This window comes from Phocaeicola fibrisolvens, from assembly GCF_025567125.1.
Lineage (GTDB): Bacteria > Bacteroidota > Bacteroidia > Bacteroidales > Bacteroidaceae > Phocaeicola > Phocaeicola fibrisolvens.
Map to the genome: position 1 here is coordinate 68162 of NZ_JAOQJI010000011.1, position 23528 is coordinate 91689.

Below are 23528 nucleotides of genomic sequence, written 5' to 3' on the forward strand. Positions count from 1 at the left end.
GGCTATGGCACGGAACATCATTGACCTGATCTGCAACTCATGCAGTTGCGGCAAGGAAGAGGCACAGGAATACCTGGACGACGAGATAAGAAACCTGCAGGAACTTCAGGAAGACAACGACCTGAGATGCGAAGACTTCGAAATCGCGTGCAGCAACCTCGGACTCGACCAGGACTGGCAGATATATTTCATCAACCGTCTTGCGGGACTTTAATATCTACACTATGACTTATTTTCAGAACATACACTCACTGGCGGAGCTGAAAAAAGAATACCGCCGTCTGGCAATGCTTCACCACCCGGACAAGGGTGGTGACACTGCCCTCATGCAGCAGGTGAATACCGAATTCGGAAAGCTGTTCGAGGTCTGGAAAGACAAGCCTTGCGTTTCCACAACCCCGACAGGCTACGAACACGACTTTCAGGATGCCACCGCAAAGGAATACACCGAATACGTATACAATGAATACCGCTGGAAAGGGCGCAACTACAACGGGCAGTCCGCGCCGGAAATCACGGAACTGGTCAGGGCATGGCTCAAGGAGACCTATCCGAGATACACCTTCTCGGTCCGCAGGGACGGATACAACTCAATCCTTATCCGGCTGATGAAAGCGGACTTCGAGGCTTTCACCAGAGAATCCGGCAAGGTACAGGGAGACATCAACCACTACAACATCCAGGCATCGGACAGTCTGACCGACCGGGCCAAGGACGTGATGACAAACGTCAGGGATTTTGTGATGTCATACAATTTCGATGAAAGCGACCCCATGACCGACTATTTCCACACCAACTTCTATCTCACGCTCGGAATCGGCAGCTACAGACAGCCGTACCGGATGGAACTGCCGAAGATTACGGGAAAAGACACTCCTGAAGTGTTCAGGTATCCCGAAGGACCTGCACACAAGGCTGTGCGCCAGGCACTGGGCAAGGCCCGGTTCGGCTTCATCGAGAGTCGGAGACATATCGGGGAAATGATACTCGGAGAGGACTTTTACGGCTCACAGGGCGAACATTATTTCTGGCCCAAGGAATATTCGAGTGCGAAGACGGCACAGAAACGCATCGGGAAACTGGAGGCAGCCGGAATGCGCTGCGAACTGACAGGCTGCAACGGCGGATACATACGCCTGCTCGGATATACCCCGGAAACGGAAAGCAATCTGGAACGGGAAAGGCAGGAATATGCCACTGCATACCGCACATGGCAATCAAGGCGGAATTTTAAAACAACTTAAATCAAAATTTATGGATACGGAAAATTTGAACAAATGGTGGTACTCGTTGCCGGAAGAAATCAGAAAAAAACTATATGTACAGGAAGGTACCGATGTATGGAATGACCTTGACATGTCGGCACGGGTTGCCATGTTCCGGTATTGCCGGATGAAAATATTCGGGATAGGGAAAAACGGGGATATGGAACGGTCGCTGCTTATCGAAACGGTATGCGGACTGGCGGATATCGCCCTTGTAAAAGAGAACGGTCTTCCACTTGAGGACATGTGCGATGACGAGGGCGAATTCCTTGAAGAATATCAGGATCAGTTCAACACGGTTTATGACCGTTATGAGGCGGTGCTGGCAAACATGGACTGGACAAACTGTTGTACCGACATGGAAATATCCGTCCGGGAAATAATTGAGCAGCTGGAAAAAACAGGCTACAGCCGGGTGGACATTGATACGGACAGTAGAGCCGCAAAGACTTTCTACACCTACCGTGGCGGGGTTCATATCAACGGTACGGAAAATCTGTCATTCCATATCGTACCGCCACAGGACAGCTTCGGACTGGGACGGTTTGCAATATGCGCTACCCGGAACGGGGAAAGCTCACAGCTGGGGACAGACCATGCCCCGTTCTTTTTCCGGCGGCTGCTTGCCTTTCTCAAAGGTGAGAGAAAAGAGAATGAGATAATAGATGAAATTTGTAACGACAGAAAAACTGAATAGAAATATGAAAACAAAAGTATTGAAATACAAGTTTGATGGCAACACCATCGTTGCCCCATACATGGAACTTGAGCCGTATGCGGAGAATGTATTCATCTCGCTGGCAAGAAAAAACGAATACGGAAACGAAAGTGAAGACAGTTTCCATGTAATCTGCAAGATAGGTGATGTCCATTTTTCCTGCGGACAGTATTCACGCAGAATCCTTGACAAGGAGGGGCACCGGGAAGAAGCGGCGACCTATTGCAAGAACTGGATTGAAAACACCCTGAAGGATGCGGAGGATGGAAAAATCATCCCCCTCTTGTCTGTCCATGTATTCAATGCACTCGGTCTTGACTCCACTCCTTTGATACAGGCCCGTGAGGAATATGCAAAAAAGCAGGAAGAAAAGCGGCTGGAACGGAAAAGAAAAGAAGAACTGGAAAGAAAGGAGAAAGAAACCCGATGGCAACAGTTGCTTGACGAGAACAAGCGGAAATTCCTGGACGGTGAGAAAATAACGGCAGAAATGTTTCTTGAAATTACCGGAAGGGACGGCTTTGACATCCATATCAGAACCAAAGGGACATTCAACAGGCATGTGACAGCAATCGACAGGAACGGAACCGTCAGTTTCCGAAAATACAAAGGCCGCCGTACTCCCGACTTTACCGGGTGCCATAAGGTTGTGGCAGACTATCTTGCATTTCTTGCCGGAAATGAAATCAGAAAATAAGATCCAAAGCGGTAACAGCTCTCCTATGCAACTGTTACCGCTATTATCTGAATTTTACAGCTTTCTGTTCAGTACCATCGCCAAGGGATATATAAACTGGTTATAAACCTTGAGCTTCTTCAGATCCAGCACATACCCTGCATAGGGGTTGGTACAATCCGAATAGAAAAACACGTCGGTAAAACCCGCATGTTCCTTTATGATTTCCCCTTCCAAGGGAATCTCATCCACATCAAAATCCTCCAAAGGCAATTCCTCCAAGCGGGCATGTTCCTTATTGCCCAACACATTGAGGTTACGGTTGAACAGCACGTATCCTCCTTTACGGTAATCCACACGCATACCATACGGACGCTCCACAAGGAAAGCATCCGCAGCTTTCTTTATATAATCTTCCATGATTTTCAAATTAGGATTTGCAAAAGTACACCATTCCTCCGGCAATGACGAACAAATCAGAGAGAATATCACCATAACATGTACGGAAAACTACAGCATATACCCCTTGTATATTTTATTTCCCTCCCTGCAAAGGTAGTCCCGTGTCCAATGTACCCGGACAAGGTCAGGCCCCTGCGGGGTTGGCTGAAAGAAAATCATCCTCGCCGATGGCTGCGGTATTTTCTTTCGCCAAACCTTGCGGGTACGGCCACGGGACAGTCAGGCAGGCGAGAAATAAAAAATACCGGCTCCCGGAGCCGGACGTGTTTAACAGATAAAATACAATGAGTCATGAAAATCCTAAATGAAGAACATTTCCAGAATGTAAAACGCTATGCCGAATCCATCGGTGACACCTCACTCCAGAACTGTCTGGACCGACTGAAGAGCTGGGAAGACAATCCCGATCATCCAAGCGAGATTTCGCTCTACTATGACCATGCTCCTTATTCGTTCGGTTTCACACAACGCTATCCCGACGGAAGCATCGGCATTGTAGGCGGGCTGCTCTATCACGGCATACCGGACCGCTCTTTCGCCGTAACGCTGCAACCGTTCCACGGATGGCAGATACATACCTGAAAAATGACAGACAATCATAGTATTAACTTTATAAAATTCAAGATTATGGAAGCATTGGCAGTATTGGAAAAGCAACAGCAGTTTGATTTTCAGAACAACGGAATCGAAGTAATGAACCTTGAAACTCTCCAGCGTACCTACAAGGAGAATGATATCTATGGCAAGCCTGTCCAGGGCATCTATCACTATCAGGTCCTGCAACGTATGATGGACATTTGCGAGAAGTATAATCTCGATTACGAGGTGGAGGAAATCTTCGCCGCCCAGAACAGGAACAAGACACAGCCGGGGGTGAGCATTCTCCCGCAAGTGGAACAGACACATGGTGAAAAGGCAGTGGAAGCGCACATCCTCCGACGCATCTTCGCGACCATCCGGATCAAAGACTGGGAAACGGACGAGCTGACGACTACGCTGGTCGTCGCCTACCATCAGGACGGCATACAAGCGGCCATAGGCCCGTGCGTGAAGATATGCCATAACCAGTGTATCCTATCACCGGAAAGGAGCATCTGCAACTATGGAAAAAACAAGGTGACAACGGAAGGGGTATTCGAAACGGTGGACGGTTGGCTGGCAAACTTCGAGGTGAACATGAACGAGGACATTGCAAGGATTCAGCGGCTGAAACGCAGAATCGTCTCCCCGGAGGAAGTGTATATGTATATCGGGCTGCTGACAGCGTTGCGTGTCTCCCACGACAGTTCGGACAGGAATCTGTCATCCTCGGTTGAAACCTACCCGCTGAACCAGAGCCAGATTTCCATCTTCACGGAAGAGGTGCTGAAACTGGTCCGCGAAAAGGGACAAATCACCGCCTGGGATTTGTATAACGTAGCGACTGAAATATATAAGCCGGGCAGAACGGATTTCCCGGCACTGATTCCGCAGAACGGAGCAATGGCGGAACTCCTACTTTCCCGTCTGCCCTCAGAGGTGGAAATACAGGATGCCGTTCTGGTAGGCTGAACAGCTACAGAATGAAATATTCATATTATTTTTGCATAGAAACAAACCAATGACATATCAACAACCCGGACAGGCGTTCATAACCGACGCTGTCTTTACTATATAATCTTAACAATATGACTTGGAAAAAAGCAAATATCATCATAGACGGCCGAAAGATGGAAATCCCGGCCCCCGACATCATATCGGCAAGCCGCAGCACGGACATCCCGGCATTCTATGCGGACTGGTTCTTCCATCGGCTCGAAACCGGCTATTCCGTGTGGAACAACCCGTTCAACGGAAAAAAGAGCTATATCTCTTACCAGAATACAAGATTCATAGTGTTCTGGTCGAAAAATCCCAAACCTCTTCTTCCTTATCTGCCGATCCTGAAAGAAAGAGGTATCGGTTGCTATATCCAGTTCACTTTGAATGATTATGAGGAAGACGGACTGGAAACCGGTGTCCCTCCGCTGACAGAACGTATTGAAACATTCAGGACTCTTTCCGATATATTGGGCAAAGAAGCCGTAATATGGCGGTTCGATCCGCTGATACTCACAGACAACATATCCGTGGATACTCTGATTGAAAAGATCGAACGTGTAGGAACGGAGATACACAATTGTACGGAAAAGCTGGTTTTCAGTTTTGCAGACATAGACTCGTACAGAAAGGTCAAGGCCAACATGACAGACAGCGGAATCCCATATCATGAGTGGAATAAAGAAAAAATGGAGGAGCTTGCCGGAAAACTGACGGTACTGAACCGTAACAGAGGATGGAATCTGGAGCTGGCTACCTGCGGCGAAAATCTGGATCTTGGCAAATACAGGATATCCCGTAACCGCTGCATCGACGGTGACCTTATAGCACGTCTGGCATGGAAAGACAAGGAGCTGATGTCCGCATTGGGCGTCATCATACAGGAAATGCCGTCTCCAGCCTTTTTCGACATGAATGACCTTCCTTACGGTGCCGTGATTCTCCCTGGCAACAAATACTTCGTCAGCAATCACAAAAAGGATCCGGGACAACGCACCTCATGCGGATGTATGGCAGCCAAGGATATCGGGGAATACAATACCTGCCCCCATCTCTGCGAATACTGCTATGCAAATTCAAGTAAAAAATCGGCAATCATGAACTGGGAAATGCACCGGCAGAACCCTATGGCGGAAACGATAACCGGAAAGTAAAACAAAAGACGAGGAAGAAACTGACAGTCAAAAGACTGAAAGATTCTTCCTCATTTTTTATTCCTCAAAAAGCAGCATGTATTCCACCTTCCTTCTCCGTTCAATGCTCGGCACTACCTTGCCTTTGTAACACCGGAAAGAAACATACTCCTTATAGATATTCCGGTCTCCTGCCTCCAGTTTCTTCAACAATTTACTTTTGGGCATCTTGCCGTAACCTTTCAGACGGTATGCCCCGACATTATAGCTCAAAACAGCGGCAATCAGCGAATCACGTCCCAGGTAACTGAACATACGGCACAGCTTGCGTAAATCCGCTCTCAGGATTGAATCCCCCTGTTCTTTTGTAATGTCATTGGTCAGCCTTTCCCCGGGAAGGACCTTATGCCCGTACCCGACATAAGGCCAGTGTCTTTTTTCTCCATGCCAGCCCTCATAGCGCTTGATACACTCTACGGCAAGGCTGAACCTGTCCTGTTTCTCCTTTACCGGATTCTCCGCCCGCAACGGTATGCTCCCGAAGCAGGCTATGGCGAAAAACGCCGCAAACAATTTTGCTCTTATTCCCATAGGCAGGTCAGGTTCATTGTGATACGATAACGACAGGTAATTCCTTGCCGCCGGAAGTAACCACGGTATCCTCGTCCTCCGTCTCATTGTTGAAATCGAAGGTCAGCTGGAAAAGCTGTGCCGGCTCGCTGTTGTCCTCAAAATAGATGTCAATGCTCTGCTGGTCCTCACACTCTGAGGTGTAATAAAGGCGGAACACCTCCCTGTCCAGAGGATAACGGTCGTTGGGCAGCAGCACCATCCCGTCGTCCATGCGCAGCTTGCCTTTGCCGTCCGGCTGGAAATAACGGATGGTATATCGGGCATCAGAGAACCGTCCTTCCCGTTTCAGTTCACAGCGGATTTCCACGGTTTCACCCTTCACAATACGTGTGGGAACCGGCATCGTCTCCACCGTAAAGGGATAGGACTGCTGCACGTCAAGGTCATCGCTGCACGAGGTCAGTATACCGAAGGTCAGGCCCATCAGGGCGCATACAAGGGCATACAGCCCTTTTCTGTTCATATTAGGTTTCATATTCATTTCTTGTTTTAACGGTTTATAAAAAAATTACTGTTCAGGCGGAAAATTGCTTTCCAGGTATTCGTTCAGGTCCTTGCATCCGGCATACAGGTCGGAACAGTCGTCAATCCTGTCACCGTAGCGTTTCCGGAGGACGGCCAGCGTCCTTCTTCCGGCATCGTCATTGTCCAGGTAGCACCGGATCTTCCCGTAATTGTCCAGATAAGGAAACGAGCGTTCAAGCATGGCCACCGAATTGAGGACCAGATAATCCTCACCGCGGCTGATGCCGAGTACCTTCCATGAAAGAAAGTCGATGAAGCCCTCAAACAGGTTGCAGGTAAGCGAGCCATTGCGGATAACCGAAATATCCTTGGGCGGCAGACACCATTTCATGAATCTGGTCCGAAGCTCATAGCCTCCGCCCATATTCCTGAAACCGACGGCGAAATACCGCTTGCCGTACAGACGGAACCGTACTTCCTCGCACTCCGCACGGGCGATTTCGGCGGGAATGCCGCGTCCCTTCAGATAGCCGAGCAGGACATTACAGTGCAAGGGACCGCAAACCACCTCCTCAAAGCGGGAAGGCTCCTTGCGCCTTTCTGTCCTGACACTTTCCTTTTCTCTTTTCTGTCCGGCATATTCAGGTATTGTGCCTCCATAAACTCCGGCGATGAACCTCGCCTGTGCCATGAAGCCGTCACTTCCTGAAAGTTCCCCCGCAAGGGTGAAGATGTCGCCTCCATGCCCGGTACCGAAGTCATGCCATACACCCTTACGGGTATTCACATGGAACGAAGGTGCCCTTTCCTCACGGCACGGGGAGAGATACCAGCATTCGTCGCCATGCCTTCTTACGGGCTCATGTCCCAGACGGGACAGGAATTCCTCAATGGGAATGCCTCTTATCATCTCTATATCCATAGGCGTCTAATTGATGATGAAACGGACTCCAAGCCCGAACTGTGTCGTGAACTTTCCCAGAGAACTGCCCCATAGCACTCGTTCGCGCACATGGGCAAGCAGCACGATACGGTCCGTCACATAGCTTTCCAGCTCCAGCGTCAGGGCTCCGCCATAGACGAAGGCATCCCGGTGGGAAAGCATGGAACCGTCATACAGAACCTTTTCTCCCCAGTTCAATGTCTCATATCCCACCAGGGCGGAACCGCCAACAGAAAGGAAGAATATCTTCGCCGGGTCGGACAGGAACTTTAGGTAATAGCCGCCCTCGGCAGTAAACTGGGCCCGTGGGACGGAAGTCCCGCGATAACCGTAGTTCTTCAGCAGGTATTCCACACCAGCCACCCAATGGTTGGCCCTTTTCGTATATCCCGAAACGGCAAAACCCGTGTACCAGTCAACCGGTGATTTCAGGTTTCCGGCAAAGCCTCCCCTGAGTTCCACGCCCTTCATTCCGGGAAGGTAACGCTGGGCGTATGCCTGCCCCGATGACAGGGCAAGCGATACGCATACGGCAAAAAGGAACAGATACTTCTTCATGGTCATTTCACTTTAAGTTCATTGATCACCCTCGCTCTCACGATGTCCTCACTCTCCACGGTGAAGGTCTGGTGACGGCCTCCGCTCTTCTCGTGCATCTCCACCACCAGCATCTTGTCGGCGGGAATGGTGAACTTGTCAAAGACAAAGACGGTACGCTCATCCTTCTTTCCGGCGACAGCCGTGGCATAGTTGTAGGCACGCAGTGGAAATATCACCTGCTCCTGGATAGCCGTGCGCTTGAGTACCTTCTTGTCCACAATCTTGAACGTCACGAAATCCACCTCATAAGGCACGTTCGACGTGTTCTTCACCTGGGTGTGGAAATAGAGCAGCCCGTTGTGGGTATAGAGTCCGCGCAGCAGGTACTGGATGCCGAACGCCTTGCTTCCGATATGCTTGATGTGGCGTCTGTTATCCTTGTGGATGGCCTTGGAAATAAGGTGTACCAGCTTGGGCGACTCGCTGCCGAGTTCCTTCAGGTAGATGTCAAGGGCATTGTTCGGGCGGTTCACCTCGCTGCCATCATTAATAAAATCGGCCATCTCGATGTTGAGCAGCAGAGGCTCGTCGGCATACTTCACATTGAAGGTGTAGAAACTTCCGCTTTCGGTAATCACCGACATGTTGGTCTCCTCACGGAAATTCTTTCTGGTAGCCTTTACCCTGATTACATTCTCTGAACCGTCCGCCTTGCCCGCAATCAGATTCGGAGAACCGAGATCCACGTAGCGGACAGCCGAGGGAAAGATGATATGGGTCGTCTTGTCATACGTCACTTCCAGACCGTAAGGCGGAATCATCCGGTCAAAGGTGAGCTTTCTGGACAGCCCGAGATAGAGGTCGCCGTCCTCCTGCTGCGGATAGATATCCGCCTTCAGGGTCAAATCATTTACGGCCGTGGTATCAGCCGACTGTGCATGTGCACTTGCAACGCCGCCTGCGAGGGCAAGCATCAAAAGAATCTTTTTCATGTCTTTACTGTTTTAATGGGTTATTGATTGTTGTTCTGATAAAGCATCAGTCCGTAGCCTGATTTGAGGTGTACCTTCTCCTCGCGCATCTTTTTGGAGATGTACTGCGACACGCCCTGTATGGCCCCTCGTCCAAGCTCGGAGAGAAGCTGGTCACCTGCCGACTGGTTGGTGATGGAGATGGTCGTGCCGAGATTCTGTCCCATGTTGGCGGCCACTTCCCGTACCGCATTAGCTTCCGTCGAACCGGGAATGAATATCCCGTCCTGTCCGTCACTGTCCAGCACGGTCAGTTCCACGGGAATGACATTGCCGTCATATTCGACCTGCAGGATTTCAATGCCAAGCCGCTCGCCCTGGATACGTCCCTCACCGGTCAGCAGGGTATTGCGGGGAAGCACGTATCTTCCCACACGCATGGCCTCCAGCAGCCTGAGACGCACGCTTTGTCCGCTGATGACGGTCTGGTCGCCATGCACGCAGGCCCGTATGGTATTCCTCGCCATCTGTGTCCCGGCACTGCCCACAGCCGTATGGAAGCCGATATCAGCACCGGAAAGCAGTCTCGCGAACTGTACCGAATCGGTAAGAGGCTGAGGAAGGGACGACACGACCGGAGAGGACACCAGCCCGACGGGAACGGCTTTCGCCTTCCTCTCCCTTGAGGGACTTTCCGTCTCCTGACTGTCCGCTGTTCCCGTGCTGCCGCCCGAAGGCATATATTTGGCGGCAAGTTCATAGGACTTCTCCAGCAGAGCCACCTGTTCCTCGTAGCTCGGTCCGGCCGTCTGCGCTGCGGCAGCCTGTCTGAGCTGTTCCACCTCTGCTTTCAGGGCTTCCTTTTCCGGATCTTCCTCAGGACTCTCGTAAAAACTGCCGAGAGTGGCGTTGATGTCGTTGTAAGCCGAGGCTGAAGAGGCGAAGGCTCCCGTCCTGCCGTTTCCTCCTGAATGGTACGCACGGCTTTCATTTTCACTTGCAATGTCCTGCGCCGGTTCTGTTTCCGGGACATTATCCTGTCTGTGTCCATCGGTCAGGGCGGAGAAGTCGGCCAGCGTACGCTTCTTCTCCTCCTGCCGGCGAATCATGTCTGCCTGCTCATAGGCAGCCATCTTGTCCGCCTCTATACCCGTACCTTTCGGATCGGGAAGTTCGGCATTGAAGCCCGTCTTCCTTTCCGCCTCCTGCCTGTCTTTTTCGGACGGGGCGAAAATTAACCACATGCACCCGAGGAACAGCAGGAACATGCCTGTGAAAACCAGATATTTCCTGATTTTCTGCTTCTGTTTCAATTTTTCTGCATCTGTACTCATAATCTTACTTGTTGAACTGGTTAAAAAACTCTTCCATCTCACGGACTTTCATATCGGAGAGGGTATCCGCAGGCACAAAGTCGGGAACCTCAAGCGGGGTTATCCTGATGATGTCCTGCCGGGCATCCTCCCGTCCGATGTCATAAATCGCACGGAAAATCATGTAGAAATTCACCAGCGCGAAAAGGGAAACCATCACGATGACGGCGATTGCCCTCTGACGGGGTGTGAGTCTGTCACAAAGGCCGCGCAGCCTGCCCCCGATACATTCCTTGAACTTTACATACATTTTTCTCATACATACATTGTTTTATCTGTCATACATTCTGATATCCCTGTTCTCCAGTACATGGAACCCTTCCAGGATGAACCCGTGCGGATTGTTGTCACTGCGGGTGGAATTCCGCAACCTGCCATGCGTGACAAGGCTGCGTTCCGTCACGCTCTTCTCACGGATGATGAAAAGGCGTGCGTATGTCATGACATCATACGGATAGGTGTTGAAGTCGCATTTCACGCTGTCTATCTCGATACGCTGGCTGACATTGCCCGAAATTATTCTATTGTAATAACCCTGTTCGGCCAGATCCCCGTAATGGGAATAGGCGGAACGGTCACTCAGGAACATGGCACGCTGCACGTTCCCCTCGATGGCACTCTTGTCAGGGGCCAGCGTGAAGAACAGCTCATGGAAACGTCTGACATGTTCCCTTGCCTCCACGGGACGGTTCTGCTCCAGGTCCTGCGAGAGGGCGAGCATGAGCGACTTTCCCTCATCCAGCACATAGATCTTCTGGCGCTGGGCTTCGGCAAAACTGTATGCCTTCCACACGGAATAGCCCACAAGCAGGGTGCAGACACCCAGATAGACTATTCCGAACAGGCGCAGATGCCGGAAGCTGGTCTCGATATTTTTCAATGATTTGAATTCCATTCTTATTCGTTTTATGATTGTTACTTGATTAGTCTTCCGGCCACATTTCCTACAGTAGCACCTGCGGCACCGCCCACAATGGAGCCTGTCTTGGAAGCAGCCTGATTCACGTTCTTGCCGTAATTTCCTGCTCCTCCACCGGCCTGCACGATCCAGTTGGCCACGGTCGGAATCGTGAAATACCCGATGATGCCGATAATCAGGAACGTGATGTACACGGCATTGGAACTGTCCGGAATGAAGTTGGGGTCGGACAGCTGCTCGATGTCCCTCTGAAGCATCAGGGTCTGTATGCGTGCCAGCACGCTGCTGAAAAGATCGGAGACGGGCAGCCACAGATAGATGCTGATATAGCGGACAAACCATTGGCTCAACGAAGCCTGGAATCCGTCCCAGCACGAAATGGCAAAGGAAATCGGTCCGAGAATGGAAAGGACAATCAGGAAGAATGTCCTTAGCGTGTCCACTACAAGCGCGGCCGCATTGAACATCAGTTCCAGCAGCTCACGGAAAAAATTCTGCACGGACTTCTTCATGTTGTACATGGCACGGTCCACATACATACCGCAAGCCTCGATAGCGTCCAGAGCTCCCAGTTCATCCAGTTTGTTGTCAAAAGCCTCCTTGTCCACCAGGTAGGCCGTCTCGGGATTCCTCCGCATCGCCTCAATCTCCAGCTTGTCCTTCTGCTGCCGATACTCATTCATGTCAAAGGTCTGCGTCTCCAGAATCCTGTGCGTTCCGGTCACGACGGGTGACAAAATGCTGTTGAGCGTACCCAGCACGATGGTCGGAAAAAACATGATGCAGATACCCAGAGCAAACGGACGCAGCAAAGGGAACACGTCAATAGGTTCGGCCCTGGCCAGTGACTGCCAGACACGGTACGCCACATAAAAGAGGGCTCCCAATCCGGCAAGGCCCTTGGCCACGCCGGTCATCTGCGAACAGAGCGGCATCATGTCCGTGTACAGACTTTGCAGGATCTGGTGCAGATTGTCAAAATTCACAGCCAACAATACCATAAGCAATCCTCCTTGAAATTACCAGTAGCGTTCGTTGGGTGAACCGTACAGAGCCATCACACGGTCGAGATCATTCTGTTTCTTGGCACGCAGGTACGACACGCCGATGTTCTTGTTGGTATAGTACTGCACCAGACTGCGGTATTGCAGCATGTCGGTATAACAGCGGTCGATGATGTCCATACGTTCCTTGTCGTTCATCGAAAGGCCGTTCTCGTTGACCACCGTCTTCAGGTCCGTCAGCAGATTGGCACTCTCCTCCAGCAGCTTCGTGTAGCCGAGGGCGATAGCACTCAGTTCCTCAGGGGTGAAATAAGGGTCACTGAGCATACGCTCATAACTGGTCACATAGATTTCCGTGATGTCGCCGACCATCAGGATGGTCTGCTGCACCTTGCGGGCATCGCGTACCAGATTCTTCACTTTCCTAAGGCCGTCATAATACTCCTTGCCCTGCTTGTAAATCTTGACCGTCTCCTGAAAATTGTTGAGCATGTTGCCAGCCGTCGAGGACGTGTGGACGATATTCTTGGCGGCATTGATGATGCCCTGGGCAAGATTCCCGGGATCGGTCACTACCCATTGGGCGTGTGCCCTGCCTGCCGAAAGGAGGCAGATACAGCATAAGGCTGTCAGAATTCTTTTCTTCATGTCGTTAATCTTTAATGGTTGATAAATCTTTTCCGTTAGTTCAGAGTCCCATCTTGCGGCCTTTCGGCTTAGGACGGACGGTGATGTGCGGTTTCCTCCGCAGTGTTGTTTCCGAGGAGACCGTGCGGGCAGGCCTGATATTCCTGAAGAACTCGTCCGCATAAGGACGTCTGCCGGTCATCCTGACAAATCGGGCATCCAGTTCCCGGTAAGCCTTCTCCGCCTGTTTCCGTATCACATCCTCCGGACTGCTCCTGTCAATGCCGTATTTCACGAGAAAATCCGGGCGGATATGTATCGGGTCATGTACGGAACCCGGCGAGGCGGCAATACTGCCCAGCCTCTCCAGTTCCCCGTTCAGCTTGTCAAGGTATTCAGCCGGAGGACGGGGACATACACTTTCAAAAATCTTCTCCACCGCGTGTGTCAGTCTTGCATCCACCTCCAGAATGTCGGGTACTTCCCCCGTCTGCCTCTTCCGCAGGTATTCGTCAGGAGCCATCCCTTCAAGCTGATGGAACAGACGGTAATCCTCCGTGAGCCCGTAATAGTCCTGTATGGAAAGAGGAATATTCCAGCCCTGCATCAGGGACCAGTAGAGAGATGACACGACCTCACGGCGTTTGCTTTCATTAGATTCCAGATCGCTATACATAAATTCAGAAGTTTAATGGGTTGATAAATGATTTCACTTTTTCCTCTTGCTCTCGGCCAGCTGCTTGATTGCCAGCTCGATATTGCCACCCAGCTTCCGGGTAAGCCGCATTACTTCAAGCTTTTCCGTCTCCTCGGTCGTGTAGGTGTAGGCTAAGCACCCAGCGCCTTGTCATATTTCTATGGTAGGTTTCCGAGTACTCGCCTCCGAACCGGACTTACAAGTCTCCCTGTATCCGGCTCTCCACTAATTAATTCAGTCTGATTCTTCGGTCGGGGTCTATTTTTGCATGACATTTTGAGCAGACAGCCAAAGTTTTTCGTCTTCGAGCTATCATTTTCTTTTCCCAGTCGGATTTACCTTTCAGGTCTTTAAGTTTGCGAACGTGATGCATTTCGAGTTTATCGGTAGCACCGCATAATTCGCAGACTTGGAGTTTCAGCCTTTCCATAAGGCTATTACGTCCACCTGTTATGGAAACTGTCCGTGGAATAGTGTCACAGTAAATATTCCCTGCAACCTTTTTGCGTTTGAAACCATCATGATAAAATGATTGGTAAAGTGTCTTACCCTTGCTATTTTCATATGCCACTTGGAAAACCTTGTTCTTTTTATATTTCAGAAGTATTTTCTTTACAGATGATTTGTATTTGTTCGCAAATACCTTATACATGCTGTATGACATAATGTGATAGAAAGAATTGATGACATAGCTATTATTGGCTATTGAGTAGTAATTATAGAACCCTCGGATTTCGGCATTGAACTGACTGACTATTTCCAAGTCATCCAAGTTCAGCATGTACGTTCTGACGATAGATTTCCAAACCTCTTTGCCATTGACAACCGCTATTCTTGCGACCTTGTAATCAAAGAGTTTCTTCCGCATCGTTTCAAAATTCAGGTACAAGACAGGCTTGTGTCCGAATGCCCTAACCGTTCTTCCGAACTTATCCTTACGTAAATCGTTACACCTGCGTATAAATACGTCATATCCGAGAAATTTCGCTGGTTTCTGCGCATTGGTTATCAGTGTCTTTTCATCTGAAAGTTCCAGTTTAAGAGCTTCATTAAGATAATTCTTAATATCCTCTTTTACTGTTTTGCAGTCTTCAAGACTACCGGTAATTCCAATCAGAAAATCATCTGCGTATCTCACGTATTTTAACCGTTTGATGCTGCTGTCCATTTCATTACGTGCCGGATAGTTGTTCCGTTCTTCTCGTAGCCGCTTAATTTCAGCGGTCATCTGTTCCTTTACCTTTGCATTTTTCTCATTCTTCAGTTTCTTTGCCAGTCGGTATCTCCGCTGTTCGTAGAGCTTGTATCGAGCGTCGCCTTTTCTCGTTACTCCTTTATTGAACTGATTGGTGTATTCCTTAATGTACTTGTCGAACTTGTCAAGGTAGATATTAGCCAGTATTGGGCTGATAATCCCGCCTTGCGGAGTTCCACTGTACGTTCTATGAAATACCCAGTCTTCCACATATCCGGCATTCAGGAACTTTCGGATAAGCCGCAAAAATCTTTCGTCAGCGATACGTTCCCGAAGAATATTAATCAATACGTCATGATTGATATTGTCGAAGAATCCTTTAATATCGCCTTCAATAAACCATTTCACGGCAGTGAATGTCTTTTGTATATCTATAAGAGCAGTATGACAACTTCGTTTGGGACGAAACCCATGCGAAGTATGTTCAAAACTACCTTCATAGATTGCTTCAAGTATCATTCTAACTACTTCCTGTACCAGCTTATCATCAAAAGAAGGTATGCCAAGCGGACGTTTTTTCCCGTTTTTCTTAGGTATGTACGTCCTTTTGGACGGATTAGGCTGATAAGTCTCATTTTTGAGACTATCAATCAATTGTTCAACTCGGTCAATGCTCATTCCGTCAATGGTTTCACCATCGGCTCCTGCCGTCATGTTGCCTGTCTTACTATAAATATTCTGATAGGCTACATAAAACATTTCCTCGTTAAACAGCACTCTATACAGCCGCTCAAACTTATAGTTCAAGTTACCGCTGTGTTTACTCAGACTGTTCAACACATTTTTTGGATTTCTCATGTCTCTCACATCTTCCTTTAAATTGTTAAACTTAATTAGCTGCTTCCCTTCGCCATGTACAGGGCGTTACCCTGCTCAGACTACTATGGAAGCTCCGTTGCCATGCCGGATATTCAGGAGCAGACCCCATAGCCGTACAACTGGCTTTCCGGTTTAGGCAATCCCCGTTTAGAAATTTGACGACTATTTGGCTTGACAGATTGTCGGATACGACTTTCGTCCTTTACTACTTATGGTAGTTGCCTTGCGGTAAGTTTATGCTACTCCTGCTACAAATCATCAGTGTAGTACCGCAACATGACGGTATAATTCCGAAGAATTATTCAACTGTCTTCCGTCATTGCCCAAGGATACGACTGCTCGGACTATCGTTCAACCAATACAGGCTTTATCCTCATATCTGTCATTTTAACTTGCCATTCGGTCGCAGCCTGACAGTTGGCTGACTTATGGCTTTACCAACGTGCTGTGTTCCCTTATGGGGTTTCCCCCTCCGGTAAGCGGTTGTTAATAGGCATTTTAAACACTTGCCCAGTCGCTTGCCAAAGCGACATTCGTCAAATTCCCTTTACGGGCGCACGCAGTACTCTTCCGGCGAGACCTCGGTGGCATAGACCGCCGACTGTGTTCCGCCGAGACCTATCCACACTTCCTTGTACTTGCGGGACGGGCTGTTGGCCATGTTGATGGAGAGAATCTGAGCACGTTCCTTGTCGGTCAGGCCCAGCAGGGACTGGATTTCATCGAACTTGTTGACATACTTCCTCTGGTCCAACAAAATCTTGCAGTCGCTGTTGTTGATGATGGTTCCCTTGACGATGGGTGACGAAATGATGTCTTCCACCTCCTGGGTAACGACAACAGCCTCTCCGAAAAACTTTCGGACGGTCTTGAAAAGGTAGCGGATATAGTTGCTCATATTGGCGGATGCCAATGCCTTCCAACATTCCTCAATAAGTATCATCTTTCGGATACCTTTCAACTTTCGCATCTTGTTGATGAAAGTTTCCATGATGATGATGGTGACAATCGGAAGCAGCACCTTGTTGTCACGAATATTGTCCAGCTCGAAGACAATGAAGCGTTTGCCAAGCAAATCAAGCTGTCTGTCGGAATTCAACAGGAAGTCATACTCGCCACCCTTGTAATAAGGTTCCAGCACATTCAGGAACCCCCACACGTCAAAATCCTTCTCCCGTGTACGCTTGGTCTTCAGGATTTCCTGATACTCGTCGCGGATGAACTCATAGAAGGTGTTGAAGGACGGAACCACGGTACTGTCCGTGCGTATCTTCTCCAGAAAGAGATTGACCGCGTTGGAGAGTGCCACCTCCTCGGCACGTGTCGGCGGCTCGTCGTCACGTTTCCACAGGGTAAGGATAAGCGTCTTGATGGACTCCTTTTTTTCGATATCAAAAGTACCGTCCTCCACGTAGAAAGGATTGAAGGCTATCGGATCGCTCTCCTCATAGGTGAAATAGATGCCGTCCTCGCCATGCGTTCGGGCATGGATAAGGCTGCACAGTCCCTGATAGGAATTTCCCGTGTCCACCAGCAGCACATGCGCTCCCTGTTCGTAATACTGGCGCACCATGTGGTTGGTGAAAAATGACTTTCCGCTGCCCGAAGGTCCGAGGATGAACTTGTTGCGGTTGGTAATCGTACCGTTCTTCATCGGCAGGTCGGAAATGTCCAGATGGACAGGCTTTCCGGTCAGACGGTCCACCATGCGGATGCCGAACGGCGAGAGCGAATCCTTGTAGGACGTTTCCCCGATGAACAGACACAGGGCCTGCTCGATGAAGGTGTAGAAGCTTTCCTCAGACGGAAAATCACCGGCATTGCCGGGAATGGCCGCCCAAAAAAGTGTCGGCACATCAACCGTGTTATGGCGGGGCTTGGCCTCCATCAGGGCAATCTGGCTGCCCACATCATTCTTGATACGCTTCAGCTTCTCCCGGTCGTCGCTCCATGCAAAGACATTGCAGTGCGCACGGATGGAAGTGAGTCCCTTGCTGTGCGCCTCGTTCAGGTACTCCTCAATCCATTCACGGTTGATCTGGTTGGAACGGCTGTAACGGGACAGCGAGTGCATGTTGCGGGCGGTCTGCTCGAATTTCCTCAGGTTCTCCGCCGAATCGTCTATGAAGAGATACTGGTTCACGATATGGTTGCACGTGAGCAGTATCCCTATCGGTGCGGCAAAGGACAGGCGGCAGTCACTGCGGTCCGTGGACAGCCGTTCATAACGGCTGTCCGTACCCACGGATGACGGCAAATCCTCAGTTTCAGAAAGGGTATGCAGACAGAGCACATTGTCACCGACCTTCATTTCCCCGGCTCCGAGAGTGATGTCCTGCAGGCTGGTCGTATCTTCCTGCGAAAGCGAAAAATACTTTTCGATAATGCCCGCGGAGGTTTCCGTACCGGTAATCTCTTCGTCCGTCAGCCTGACCATGCGGAGCAGACCGCTGTCGTTCACGATACGCTCGAACTGCCCACAGCATTCCAGGAAGCGTGCAACGGTATCCTTGTCCTGCATCTCCTTGGGGATGATAAACCCGCGCGTGAGGGCATTGAAACTGCTTGTCGTGCGGCTGTGTTCCTTCGTGGTCTTAGTCAGGAACAGATAGCAGGTATGGTTCAGGTACGGCCGTTCGTTGAAATGCCTTTCAAAGCTTCGGCTGAGGAAACTCAGGTCATCCCGGCAGATGTCAGGTCTGTAACTCTCCTCGATGAAGATATCCTGCTTGTGGACAATGCTGTAGTTCGGTAGAACCCGGACAGCCTTCGCCCATGTGGAATGGAGGGCCTCGTACTCGGCGCGAGTCAGCGTGAACACTTCCGGCAGCTCCAACCTGTAGGCCACGGTAATGTCGGCATCCTTGCTGATGATGCACCCGTGCTCGACGGCCATCAGCGGAAACCGGCTTTCCAGTGTGGCGGCTTTCATTACATTTCTCATACATTACGTTTTTTCGGGGTTGGACAAATCAACCGGAGGAAACCCTTCCGGTTGATGATGTAGCGGGGATGGCGGCGCAGCGCCTGCAATTTCATCAGTCCCCATTCACCGTATTTCGCGTTCAGGCGGAAAGTCACCCAGACAAGCACCGAAGCGCAGATGACACCGAAGCCGATACATACCCACTGGTCGATGCCTGCCATGTACATGATGACAAACAGGACGAACAGGGCGAGCAGTCCGCCGGCGAAGATGAACAGGTACTGGCTTTTCAGCCCCTTGAACTCAGGGCTGCGGCCGATTCCCTTGTTGATAGGATACTCCGCCATAATCAGAGGAAGAATGAGCGTAAGATGGTGGCGGCCACGATTAAAAAGATGCAGGCGCCGAACCAGCTGGCTGCCGTCTTGGAGGTGTCGGGATCTCCCGAGGAAAACTTGGAATAGACCTTCACGCCTCCGATAAGGCCGACCACGGCTCCGATGGCATAAATCAGTTTGGTTCCCGGATCGAAATAGGAAGTGACCATGTTGGTGGCTTCAGTGATACCGCTGATACCGTTACCCTGGGCGAAAGCCCCTGTCGTTGCAAGCAGCGCCATGGCTGCAAAAAAGAATCTTTTTTTCATGTGTCGAAACTTTTATTTGGTGAGACAAAAAATGATTTCGACCACGAATATATAATGCTTAACTCATTGATTTACAACATTGACGATGCGTGACATCGGGTGTCATTACGTTACATCGGCAGGGGAATTCCGACGACGAAAAACAATGGAAAAATGGCCTTTGATTCTTCCGGCAAAGGTAGCCCGTGCCTTTACGGAATCTGCAAGGCAGGCCGTTCCGGTTGTCCTGGAGAAAATCATCCTCGCTGCGCTTGCGGTATTTTCTCCCGACAAGCCTTGCAGTATCCAGGCACGGGACAGAAAAGCCTGCAAGAAATCAAACTCCGGCATATACCGGAAACATGTAGAACAAAAAACAGAACATCATGAAACAGGAAGAAAAAAAGGTAGCGGCATTCACGGGACACCGGAAGCAAAGACTGATGCAGGAAAACAAGGACTACCGGAACCTCAGCGGACAAATCAGGGGAAAGGTCATAACTATGATAAAAAACCTCTATGAAGAAGGTTTCAGAGAATTTTATTCGGGCATGGCAGAAGGGTTCGACATGATAGCGGCTGAAGCTGTCCTGCAACTGAAAGAACAATATGAGGATATGACACTGGCGGCTGCTATCCCTTTCAGAGCCCAAGCCGAATGGTTTGACCCGCAAGACCAGCTGCTTTACAGGGAACTGCTTAAGAAGGCTGACCGGGTAGTGATGCTTTCAGAAAAATATTACAGGGGATGTTACCTGCGCCGTGACACCTATATGGTCAGCAGGGCTTCAATGGTAATAGCATATTGGGACAACGTGTGCAACGGAGGTACATACCATACCGTGAAAAAGGCCGTGGAAACTGGACGGGAAGTCATCAATCTGTTTACTGGAGAAGTGATAACGGACATAACTGCATTGCAAAACAATCATGAACCAAATAAACCGAATATAAAATGGACAGATTAAAAAATAGAAACTTATGAAATCAAAGGAACAGATTACAATCCCTGACCATACAGGGAAAAGAGAAACACGATTACTCGCTTTTGTATGGAACTGCGGTTTTTTCAGCAGAGACGTTTCTGATGAGAAAATCATTGAGATGTGGAGGAAATCCCCCGCCAGAAGTCTGGATGATCCTGAAGACGAGACATTCTACGATGTGGAATGTCTGACACCCGATGAACTGGCTGGACGAATCAATGACGAGTCTTTCGCGCATACGGAGGATTACGTACGTTTCATCAATGTCAGTCCCGACCTTTTGTACCCGGATAGGAAATAGGATATCCACCGTCTCATATCGCATACCCCCACTTCCCCCTAAATATTAAAAAGGGAAAGCAGGGGTATGAAACTAAAGTTATCCTGTATGTATCACTCTTTCAGATTTAACCAGAATCTCCTTCATCTGACCGTTTCAGGATGGCCACGTTTGAACTTCCTGATCACGCATACTTGTCTATATCGAAAGGCTCTTCTTCCTTACTGTCTTTTCTTCCTGATACACCCTTCCGGTTTCCCAGATACTTGTCAAGCAAACCGTTCACCTTCTCCAGATTGCTCAGCTTGTCGGTCAGGAAAGCCAGTATCTCCGTTTCACTCAGTTTGTAATGGATGGTTCTTGCGGCACGCAGGGCTTTCTGTTCGTCAACAATCCCGGATGTAAGTACCTCCGCCACGTTGTTTATTTCCTCGATTGTCAATGCTGTGTTGAAATCCGGGTCGGGTTCGGCATCTACGGGAGCCATCAGCTCCTCACGTTCTTCTTCAGTCAGTCCTTTATTTCCCAGCTCCACATCATCAGAACCGATATCCTTGTCTTCCTCCAATGGAATTTTCTCCATCGGCTCGGAACGGGTTGGAGTCATCCTTGAAACTTTCGGGTCTTCCAGATAGATGACCTTTGTCTTGCCTATCACATCATCGTCATCCGAAGAAGAGGACGGAACAGCCGTTTCGGTTTTTCCTTTGGACTTATCCGTTTCCGGCTTTCTGCGCCTTGCCTTTCTGCGGGCACGACGCTCCGCCTCTTTCTTGCGTTGTCTGCGGTATCTCCACACTCTGACACGGGCAATCCGCATCAGCCTTAAAATGAGGTCCCATATTCCGTACATACGTCTGTGGAAAATGAATGTCCACAAATGGCACAATATATAGACAGCACATACTGCCTTTACGGTAAAATAAACTATCGCAGTCATAATTATAAAGGTTTGGTGATACATTCCGTGTACAGCTTTGACATCTCATGCTCGTATTTCTTCAAATGTTCATCTATAATCCTGTTTACAAAACCGGAAATGGGCATCTCAGGAGCGGTAACTGCCAGAAAACGCTTGATGTAGGCATAACTCTCCCGGTTGATATATACTTGTATCCGGTTGCCTACAGGATAACTTACCAAATAGGAGGATTTATAAGAACCGGTTTCCGAAGATTTGAAAGCGGATGTGTTTTCCAGTACCTCAAATGTTATTTCGGAAGTATCATCATCCCCATTGTCATGTCTTGTGATGTCTGCCGTTTCTACAGAAACGTCGCGGACATCCTTTCCGTTTTTCCTGCCCTTGAACAGCCTACGGAAAATAAACAATGACAATCTGTAAACAGTGTAAATGCAGCAACAGGCAACAATGGCCTGAAAAATAATCTGTGTCATAATCAAAATGGTTTTAATGGTTTATAATACTCTTTGTTATACAATTCGTTGATTTCGTCCCAGTGTTTCTGTAGATGGTCCACAAGGATATTGCTGATAAAGCCGGATATGCTCATCTCCGGAGCGATGACAGGCAGTACCCGTTTGATGCACTCGGCCACTTCACGGTTGATATACACATGGGAACGGTTTGACGCGGGTATATTGACCAGAAACCTTTCCCGGTATCCGAAGGATTCATCCTTTTTCCTTTTGGGCTTCTCCACGGAGGGCTTTTCCGCTGGAGTATCTGCCGGTACGGTTGCGGCGGGGCTTTTCGCTTCCTGATGTTCCACGGACTTTTCTTTCGGGGCGGGGCTGTCCTTGCCGAAAACAGGTATGTCACCGACAATGATTTCCTTCAGGACATCTTCGTCCACCTCAACGATTTTCTTTTTCATGACTGTCCAAGTTTAAGTTTGACCATAAGCTCTTCCGCAAGTTCCACCAGACCGCTGCCTTCCAGTTGTCTGGCTGGAGGCGGCAGCAGCGTGCAACGGAAAAAGGCACGCTTGGCATGGGTTATCTCCTTTTCATAACGGCACAGGTCAGGAAGCGTGCTGTCAAGGACTGTCAGATGCAGCTCTCTCATGACCTCCGAATATGACCTGAGAATCTCCACATTGGTACGTTTTTTCAACTTGTTCCAGAAAAAGAAGATGTCCTTGAGTAACGGAGTATTTTCCATCTTCTTGATATGGTCAAGTACAGTCGTGGCAAAGGACAGTGTACTCTGCATCACAATCAGGTCCGGAACGGTGGGAGTAAGCACGTAATCCATATTGACAATCGTACGGAATACCCCGGTGGACTCGACCGTTCCGGGAAGATCCACGAAAATAAGGTCGTAATCCCCGCTTGCCGCAATCGCATCAGCCGCCTCCCTTGCCTTTTCAGCGGTGGAGCCTACAATGGGATAGGCCTTTTTCTGCACTTGGTTCCACTGCTGTTTGATCAGTTGCCGGTAATAGGCACTGTTGGAAACAGCCTTTTTGTCACGCTCCCTCATACGTACGAGACTGTGTTGGGGAGAGTCACAGTCAACGATAGCCACGTTCAGTCCCTTCTCGAAATGGAAGTAACTGGCAAGCACTACGGACAGGGCCGATTTCCCGACCCCTCCTTTCTGGTTGCTAATCGCAACGAACAAAGTTTCTTTACTCATAAGTCTTTCTTTTTAATTGTTATTGAATAAA

Annotated in this window: 29 protein-coding genes; 9 read left to right on the top strand and 20 right to left on the bottom strand. The window is 49.4% G+C overall.

What is annotated here, in order from left to right; genetic code table 11:
- The first annotated feature begins 4 nt into the window (after nt 1–4).
- From OCV81_RS06850 to OCV81_RS06865, 4 genes are read left to right on the top strand one after another with little or no spacing between them, the layout of a single operon-like run.
- Complete coding sequence (locus OCV81_RS06850) at nt 5–214, top strand: hypothetical protein (RefSeq protein WP_118327894.1); 210 nt, start codon at nt 5–7, stop codon at nt 212–214.
- Between the two features lie 10 nt (nt 215–224).
- A complete protein-coding gene (locus OCV81_RS06855) occupies nt 225–1244 on the top strand; it encodes an LPD29 domain-containing protein (protein ID WP_148329399.1) in 1020 nt (339 codons plus the stop codon).
- Nucleotides 1245–1254: 10 nt separating this feature from the next.
- On the top strand, nt 1255–1962 hold the full coding sequence (locus OCV81_RS06860) for a hypothetical protein (RefSeq protein WP_192921148.1): 708 nt from the start codon (nt 1255–1257) through the stop codon (nt 1960–1962).
- Nucleotides 1963–1966: 4 nt separating this feature from the next.
- Nucleotides 1967–2680: a hypothetical protein gene (locus OCV81_RS06865; protein WP_148329400.1), complete on the top strand. Its 714-nt coding sequence runs from the start codon at nt 1967–1969 to the stop codon at nt 2678–2680.
- A gap of 54 nt (nt 2681–2734) precedes the next feature.
- Here OCV81_RS06865 and OCV81_RS06870 read toward each other — a convergent pair whose 3' ends face one another.
- The gene (locus OCV81_RS06870) at nt 2735–3079 is read right to left on the bottom strand and encodes a hypothetical protein (protein WP_148329401.1); all 345 of its coding nucleotides are present in this window, start codon (nt 3077–3079) and stop codon (nt 2735–2737) included.
- A 333-nt stretch (nt 3080–3412) separates the two neighbouring features.
- Between OCV81_RS06870 and OCV81_RS06875 the strand changes: the two genes are divergently transcribed.
- The 3 genes from OCV81_RS06875 (at nt 3413) to OCV81_RS06885 (ending at nt 5853) form a co-directional block, all read left to right on the top strand.
- The gene (locus tag OCV81_RS06875) at nt 3413–3703 is read left to right on the top strand and encodes a DUF4120 family protein (RefSeq protein WP_055300440.1); all 291 of its coding nucleotides are present in this window, start codon (nt 3413–3415) and stop codon (nt 3701–3703) included.
- 45 nt (nt 3704–3748) lie between these two features.
- Nucleotides 3749–4672, top strand: coding sequence for a DUF932 domain-containing protein (locus tag OCV81_RS06880; RefSeq protein WP_148329402.1), 924 nt, complete (start codon nt 3749–3751; stop codon nt 4670–4672).
- Between the two features lie 116 nt (nt 4673–4788).
- Nucleotides 4789–5853, top strand: a complete 1065-nt coding sequence (locus OCV81_RS06885) for a DUF1848 domain-containing protein (RefSeq protein WP_087409470.1) — start codon at nt 4789–4791, stop codon at nt 5851–5853.
- A 57-nt stretch (nt 5854–5910) separates the two neighbouring features.
- Here the strand turns inward: OCV81_RS06885 and OCV81_RS06890 are convergent, their stop codons facing one another.
- From OCV81_RS06890 to OCV81_RS06960, 15 genes are all read right to left on the bottom strand, one after another.
- Nucleotides 5911–6423 (bottom strand): glycoside hydrolase family protein, encoded by a 513-nt coding sequence (locus tag OCV81_RS06890; RefSeq protein WP_148329403.1) that lies wholly within the window; start codon nt 6421–6423, stop codon nt 5911–5913.
- Nucleotides 6424–6436: 13 nt separating this feature from the next.
- Nucleotides 6437–6940, bottom strand: coding sequence for a DUF3872 domain-containing protein (locus OCV81_RS06895; RefSeq protein WP_032944587.1), 504 nt, complete (start codon nt 6938–6940; stop codon nt 6437–6439).
- 33 nt (nt 6941–6973) lie between these two features.
- Nucleotides 6974–7852, bottom strand: a complete 879-nt coding sequence (locus OCV81_RS06900; RefSeq protein ID WP_148329404.1) for a toprim domain-containing protein — start codon at nt 7850–7852, stop codon at nt 6974–6976.
- A gap of 6 nt (nt 7853–7858) precedes the next feature.
- Complete coding sequence (locus OCV81_RS06905; protein WP_025279137.1) at nt 7859–8431, bottom strand: conjugal transfer protein TraO; 573 nt, start codon at nt 8429–8431, stop codon at nt 7859–7861.
- Nucleotides 8432–8433: 2 nt separating this feature from the next.
- Nucleotides 8434–9405, bottom strand: coding sequence for a conjugative transposon protein TraN (gene traN, locus OCV81_RS06910; protein WP_148329405.1), 972 nt, complete (start codon nt 9403–9405; stop codon nt 8434–8436).
- A 20-nt stretch (nt 9406–9425) separates the two neighbouring features.
- Nucleotides 9426–10718, bottom strand: coding sequence for a conjugative transposon protein TraM (traM, locus tag OCV81_RS06915; protein WP_148329406.1), 1293 nt, complete (start codon nt 10716–10718; stop codon nt 9426–9428).
- A 4-nt stretch (nt 10719–10722) separates the two neighbouring features.
- A complete protein-coding gene (locus OCV81_RS06920) occupies nt 10723–11016 on the bottom strand; it encodes a TraL conjugative transposon family protein (RefSeq protein ID WP_029426964.1) in 294 nt (97 codons plus the stop codon).
- 12 nt (nt 11017–11028) lie between these two features.
- A complete protein-coding gene (gene traK / locus OCV81_RS06925; protein ID WP_029426967.1) occupies nt 11029–11652 on the bottom strand; it encodes a conjugative transposon protein TraK in 624 nt (207 codons plus the stop codon).
- A gap of 20 nt (nt 11653–11672) precedes the next feature.
- Nucleotides 11673–12677: a conjugative transposon protein TraJ gene (traJ, locus tag OCV81_RS06930; protein WP_032944415.1), complete on the bottom strand. Its 1005-nt coding sequence runs from the start codon at nt 12675–12677 to the stop codon at nt 11673–11675.
- Between the two features lie 18 nt (nt 12678–12695).
- Entirely contained in the window at nt 12696–13328 is a 633-nt protein-coding gene (locus OCV81_RS06935; protein WP_055172651.1) for a DUF4141 domain-containing protein, read from the bottom strand.
- Between the two features lie 40 nt (nt 13329–13368).
- The gene (locus OCV81_RS06940; RefSeq protein WP_032944423.1) at nt 13369–13983 is read right to left on the bottom strand and encodes a hypothetical protein; all 615 of its coding nucleotides are present in this window, start codon (nt 13981–13983) and stop codon (nt 13369–13371) included.
- 250 nt (nt 13984–14233) lie between these two features.
- Complete coding sequence (locus OCV81_RS06945) at nt 14234–16057, bottom strand: reverse transcriptase/maturase family protein (RefSeq protein ID WP_148329407.1); 1824 nt, start codon at nt 16055–16057, stop codon at nt 14234–14236.
- 568 nt (nt 16058–16625) lie between these two features.
- The gene (locus OCV81_RS06950; RefSeq protein WP_148329408.1) at nt 16626–19022 is read right to left on the bottom strand and encodes a TraG family conjugative transposon ATPase; all 2397 of its coding nucleotides are present in this window, start codon (nt 19020–19022) and stop codon (nt 16626–16628) included.
- Complete coding sequence (locus OCV81_RS06955; RefSeq protein ID WP_072545503.1) at nt 19019–19351, bottom strand: DUF4133 domain-containing protein; 333 nt, start codon at nt 19349–19351, stop codon at nt 19019–19021. Before OCV81_RS06955 ends, OCV81_RS06950 begins: the two co-directional genes overlap by 4 nt.
- A gap of 2 nt (nt 19352–19353) precedes the next feature.
- Entirely contained in the window at nt 19354–19650 is a 297-nt protein-coding gene (locus OCV81_RS06960; protein WP_148329409.1) for a DUF4134 domain-containing protein, read from the bottom strand.
- 365 nt (nt 19651–20015) lie between these two features.
- On the opposite strand from OCV81_RS06960, the gene OCV81_RS06965 reads away from it, so the two are divergent.
- Together OCV81_RS06965 and OCV81_RS06970 are read left to right on the top strand one after the other, a co-directional pair.
- Nucleotides 20016–20597, top strand: coding sequence for an SLOG family protein (locus OCV81_RS06965; protein WP_148329410.1), 582 nt, complete (start codon nt 20016–20018; stop codon nt 20595–20597).
- Between the two features lie 13 nt (nt 20598–20610).
- Nucleotides 20611–20916, top strand: coding sequence for a hypothetical protein (locus tag OCV81_RS06970; RefSeq protein ID WP_072544865.1), 306 nt, complete (start codon nt 20611–20613; stop codon nt 20914–20916).
- A 163-nt stretch (nt 20917–21079) separates the two neighbouring features.
- Here OCV81_RS06970 and OCV81_RS06975 read toward each other — a convergent pair whose 3' ends face one another.
- Genes OCV81_RS06975 through OCV81_RS06990 form a run of 4 tightly spaced genes read right to left on the bottom strand, consistent with a single transcriptional unit; the run spans nt 21080 to nt 23497 of the window.
- The gene (locus OCV81_RS06975) at nt 21080–21835 is read right to left on the bottom strand and encodes a DUF4122 family protein (protein WP_148329411.1); all 756 of its coding nucleotides are present in this window, start codon (nt 21833–21835) and stop codon (nt 21080–21082) included.
- A gap of 2 nt (nt 21836–21837) precedes the next feature.
- Complete coding sequence (locus tag OCV81_RS06980) at nt 21838–22293, bottom strand: DUF3408 domain-containing protein (protein ID WP_148329412.1); 456 nt, start codon at nt 22291–22293, stop codon at nt 21838–21840.
- 2 nt (nt 22294–22295) lie between these two features.
- Nucleotides 22296–22733, bottom strand: a complete 438-nt coding sequence (locus tag OCV81_RS06985) for a DUF3408 domain-containing protein (RefSeq protein WP_118686893.1) — start codon at nt 22731–22733, stop codon at nt 22296–22298.
- On the bottom strand, nt 22730–23497 hold the full coding sequence (locus OCV81_RS06990) for a ParA family protein (RefSeq protein ID WP_072545507.1): 768 nt from the start codon (nt 23495–23497) through the stop codon (nt 22730–22732). The genes OCV81_RS06985 and OCV81_RS06990 overlap by 4 nt, the downstream gene beginning before the upstream one ends.
- Between the last annotated feature and the right edge of the window lie 31 nt (nt 23498–23528).

Coding starts and splice junctions, on each gene's coding strand:
- OCV81_RS06850 (WP_118327894.1), top strand. CDS start 5: ATGGCACGGAACATCATTGACCTGATCTGCAACTCATGCAGTTGCGGC.
- OCV81_RS06855 (WP_148329399.1), top strand. CDS start 225: ATGACTTATTTTCAGAACATACACTCACTGGCGGAGCTGAAAAAAGAA.
- OCV81_RS06860 (WP_192921148.1), top strand. CDS start 1,255: ATGGATACGGAAAATTTGAACAAATGGTGGTACTCGTTGCCGGAAGAA.
- OCV81_RS06865 (WP_148329400.1), top strand. CDS start 1,967: ATGAAAACAAAAGTATTGAAATACAAGTTTGATGGCAACACCATCGTT.
- OCV81_RS06870 (WP_148329401.1), bottom strand. CDS start 3,079: ATGGAAGATTATATAAAGAAAGCTGCGGATGCTTTCCTTGTGGAGCGT.
- OCV81_RS06875 (WP_055300440.1), top strand. CDS start 3,413: ATGAAAATCCTAAATGAAGAACATTTCCAGAATGTAAAACGCTATGCC.
- OCV81_RS06880 (WP_148329402.1), top strand. CDS start 3,749: ATGGAAGCATTGGCAGTATTGGAAAAGCAACAGCAGTTTGATTTTCAG.
- OCV81_RS06885 (WP_087409470.1), top strand. CDS start 4,789: ATGACTTGGAAAAAAGCAAATATCATCATAGACGGCCGAAAGATGGAA.
- OCV81_RS06890 (WP_148329403.1), bottom strand. CDS start 6,423: ATGGGAATAAGAGCAAAATTGTTTGCGGCGTTTTTCGCCATAGCCTGC.
- OCV81_RS06895 (WP_032944587.1), bottom strand. CDS start 6,940: ATGAAACCTAATATGAACAGAAAAGGGCTGTATGCCCTTGTATGCGCC.
- OCV81_RS06900 (WP_148329404.1), bottom strand. CDS start 7,852: ATGGATATAGAGATGATAAGAGGCATTCCCATTGAGGAATTCCTGTCC.
- OCV81_RS06905 (WP_025279137.1), bottom strand. CDS start 8,431: ATGAAGAAGTATCTGTTCCTTTTTGCCGTATGCGTATCGCTTGCCCTG.
- traN (WP_148329405.1), bottom strand. CDS start 9,405: ATGAAAAAGATTCTTTTGATGCTTGCCCTCGCAGGCGGCGTTGCAAGT.
- traM (WP_148329406.1), bottom strand. CDS start 10,718: ATGAGTACAGATGCAGAAAAATTGAAACAGAAGCAGAAAATCAGGAAA.
- OCV81_RS06920 (WP_029426964.1), bottom strand. CDS start 11,016: ATGAGAAAAATGTATGTAAAGTTCAAGGAATGTATCGGGGGCAGGCTG.
- traK (WP_029426967.1), bottom strand. CDS start 11,652: ATGGAATTCAAATCATTGAAAAATATCGAGACCAGCTTCCGGCATCTG.
- traJ (WP_032944415.1), bottom strand. CDS start 12,677: ATGGTATTGTTGGCTGTGAATTTTGACAATCTGCACCAGATCCTGCAA.
- OCV81_RS06935 (WP_055172651.1), bottom strand. CDS start 13,328: ATGAAGAAAAGAATTCTGACAGCCTTATGCTGTATCTGCCTCCTTTCG.
- OCV81_RS06940 (WP_032944423.1), bottom strand. CDS start 13,983: ATGTATAGCGATCTGGAATCTAATGAAAGCAAACGCCGTGAGGTCGTG.
- OCV81_RS06945 (WP_148329407.1), bottom strand. CDS start 16,057: ATGAGAAATCCAAAAAATGTGTTGAACAGTCTGAGTAAACACAGCGGT.
- OCV81_RS06950 (WP_148329408.1), bottom strand. CDS start 19,022: ATGAGAAATGTAATGAAAGCCGCCACACTGGAAAGCCGGTTTCCGCTG.
- OCV81_RS06955 (WP_072545503.1), bottom strand. CDS start 19,351: ATGGCGGAGTATCCTATCAACAAGGGAATCGGCCGCAGCCCTGAGTTC.
- OCV81_RS06960 (WP_148329409.1), bottom strand. CDS start 19,650: ATGAAAAAAAGATTCTTTTTTGCAGCCATGGCGCTGCTTGCAACGACA.
- OCV81_RS06965 (WP_148329410.1), top strand. CDS start 20,016: ATGAAACAGGAAGAAAAAAAGGTAGCGGCATTCACGGGACACCGGAAG.
- OCV81_RS06970 (WP_072544865.1), top strand. CDS start 20,611: ATGAAATCAAAGGAACAGATTACAATCCCTGACCATACAGGGAAAAGA.
- OCV81_RS06975 (WP_148329411.1), bottom strand. CDS start 21,835: ATGACTGCGATAGTTTATTTTACCGTAAAGGCAGTATGTGCTGTCTAT.
- OCV81_RS06980 (WP_148329412.1), bottom strand. CDS start 22,293: ATGACACAGATTATTTTTCAGGCCATTGTTGCCTGTTGCTGCATTTAC.
- OCV81_RS06985 (WP_118686893.1), bottom strand. CDS start 22,733: ATGAAAAAGAAAATCGTTGAGGTGGACGAAGATGTCCTGAAGGAAATC.
- OCV81_RS06990 (WP_072545507.1), bottom strand. CDS start 23,497: ATGAGTAAAGAAACTTTGTTCGTTGCGATTAGCAACCAGAAAGGAGGG.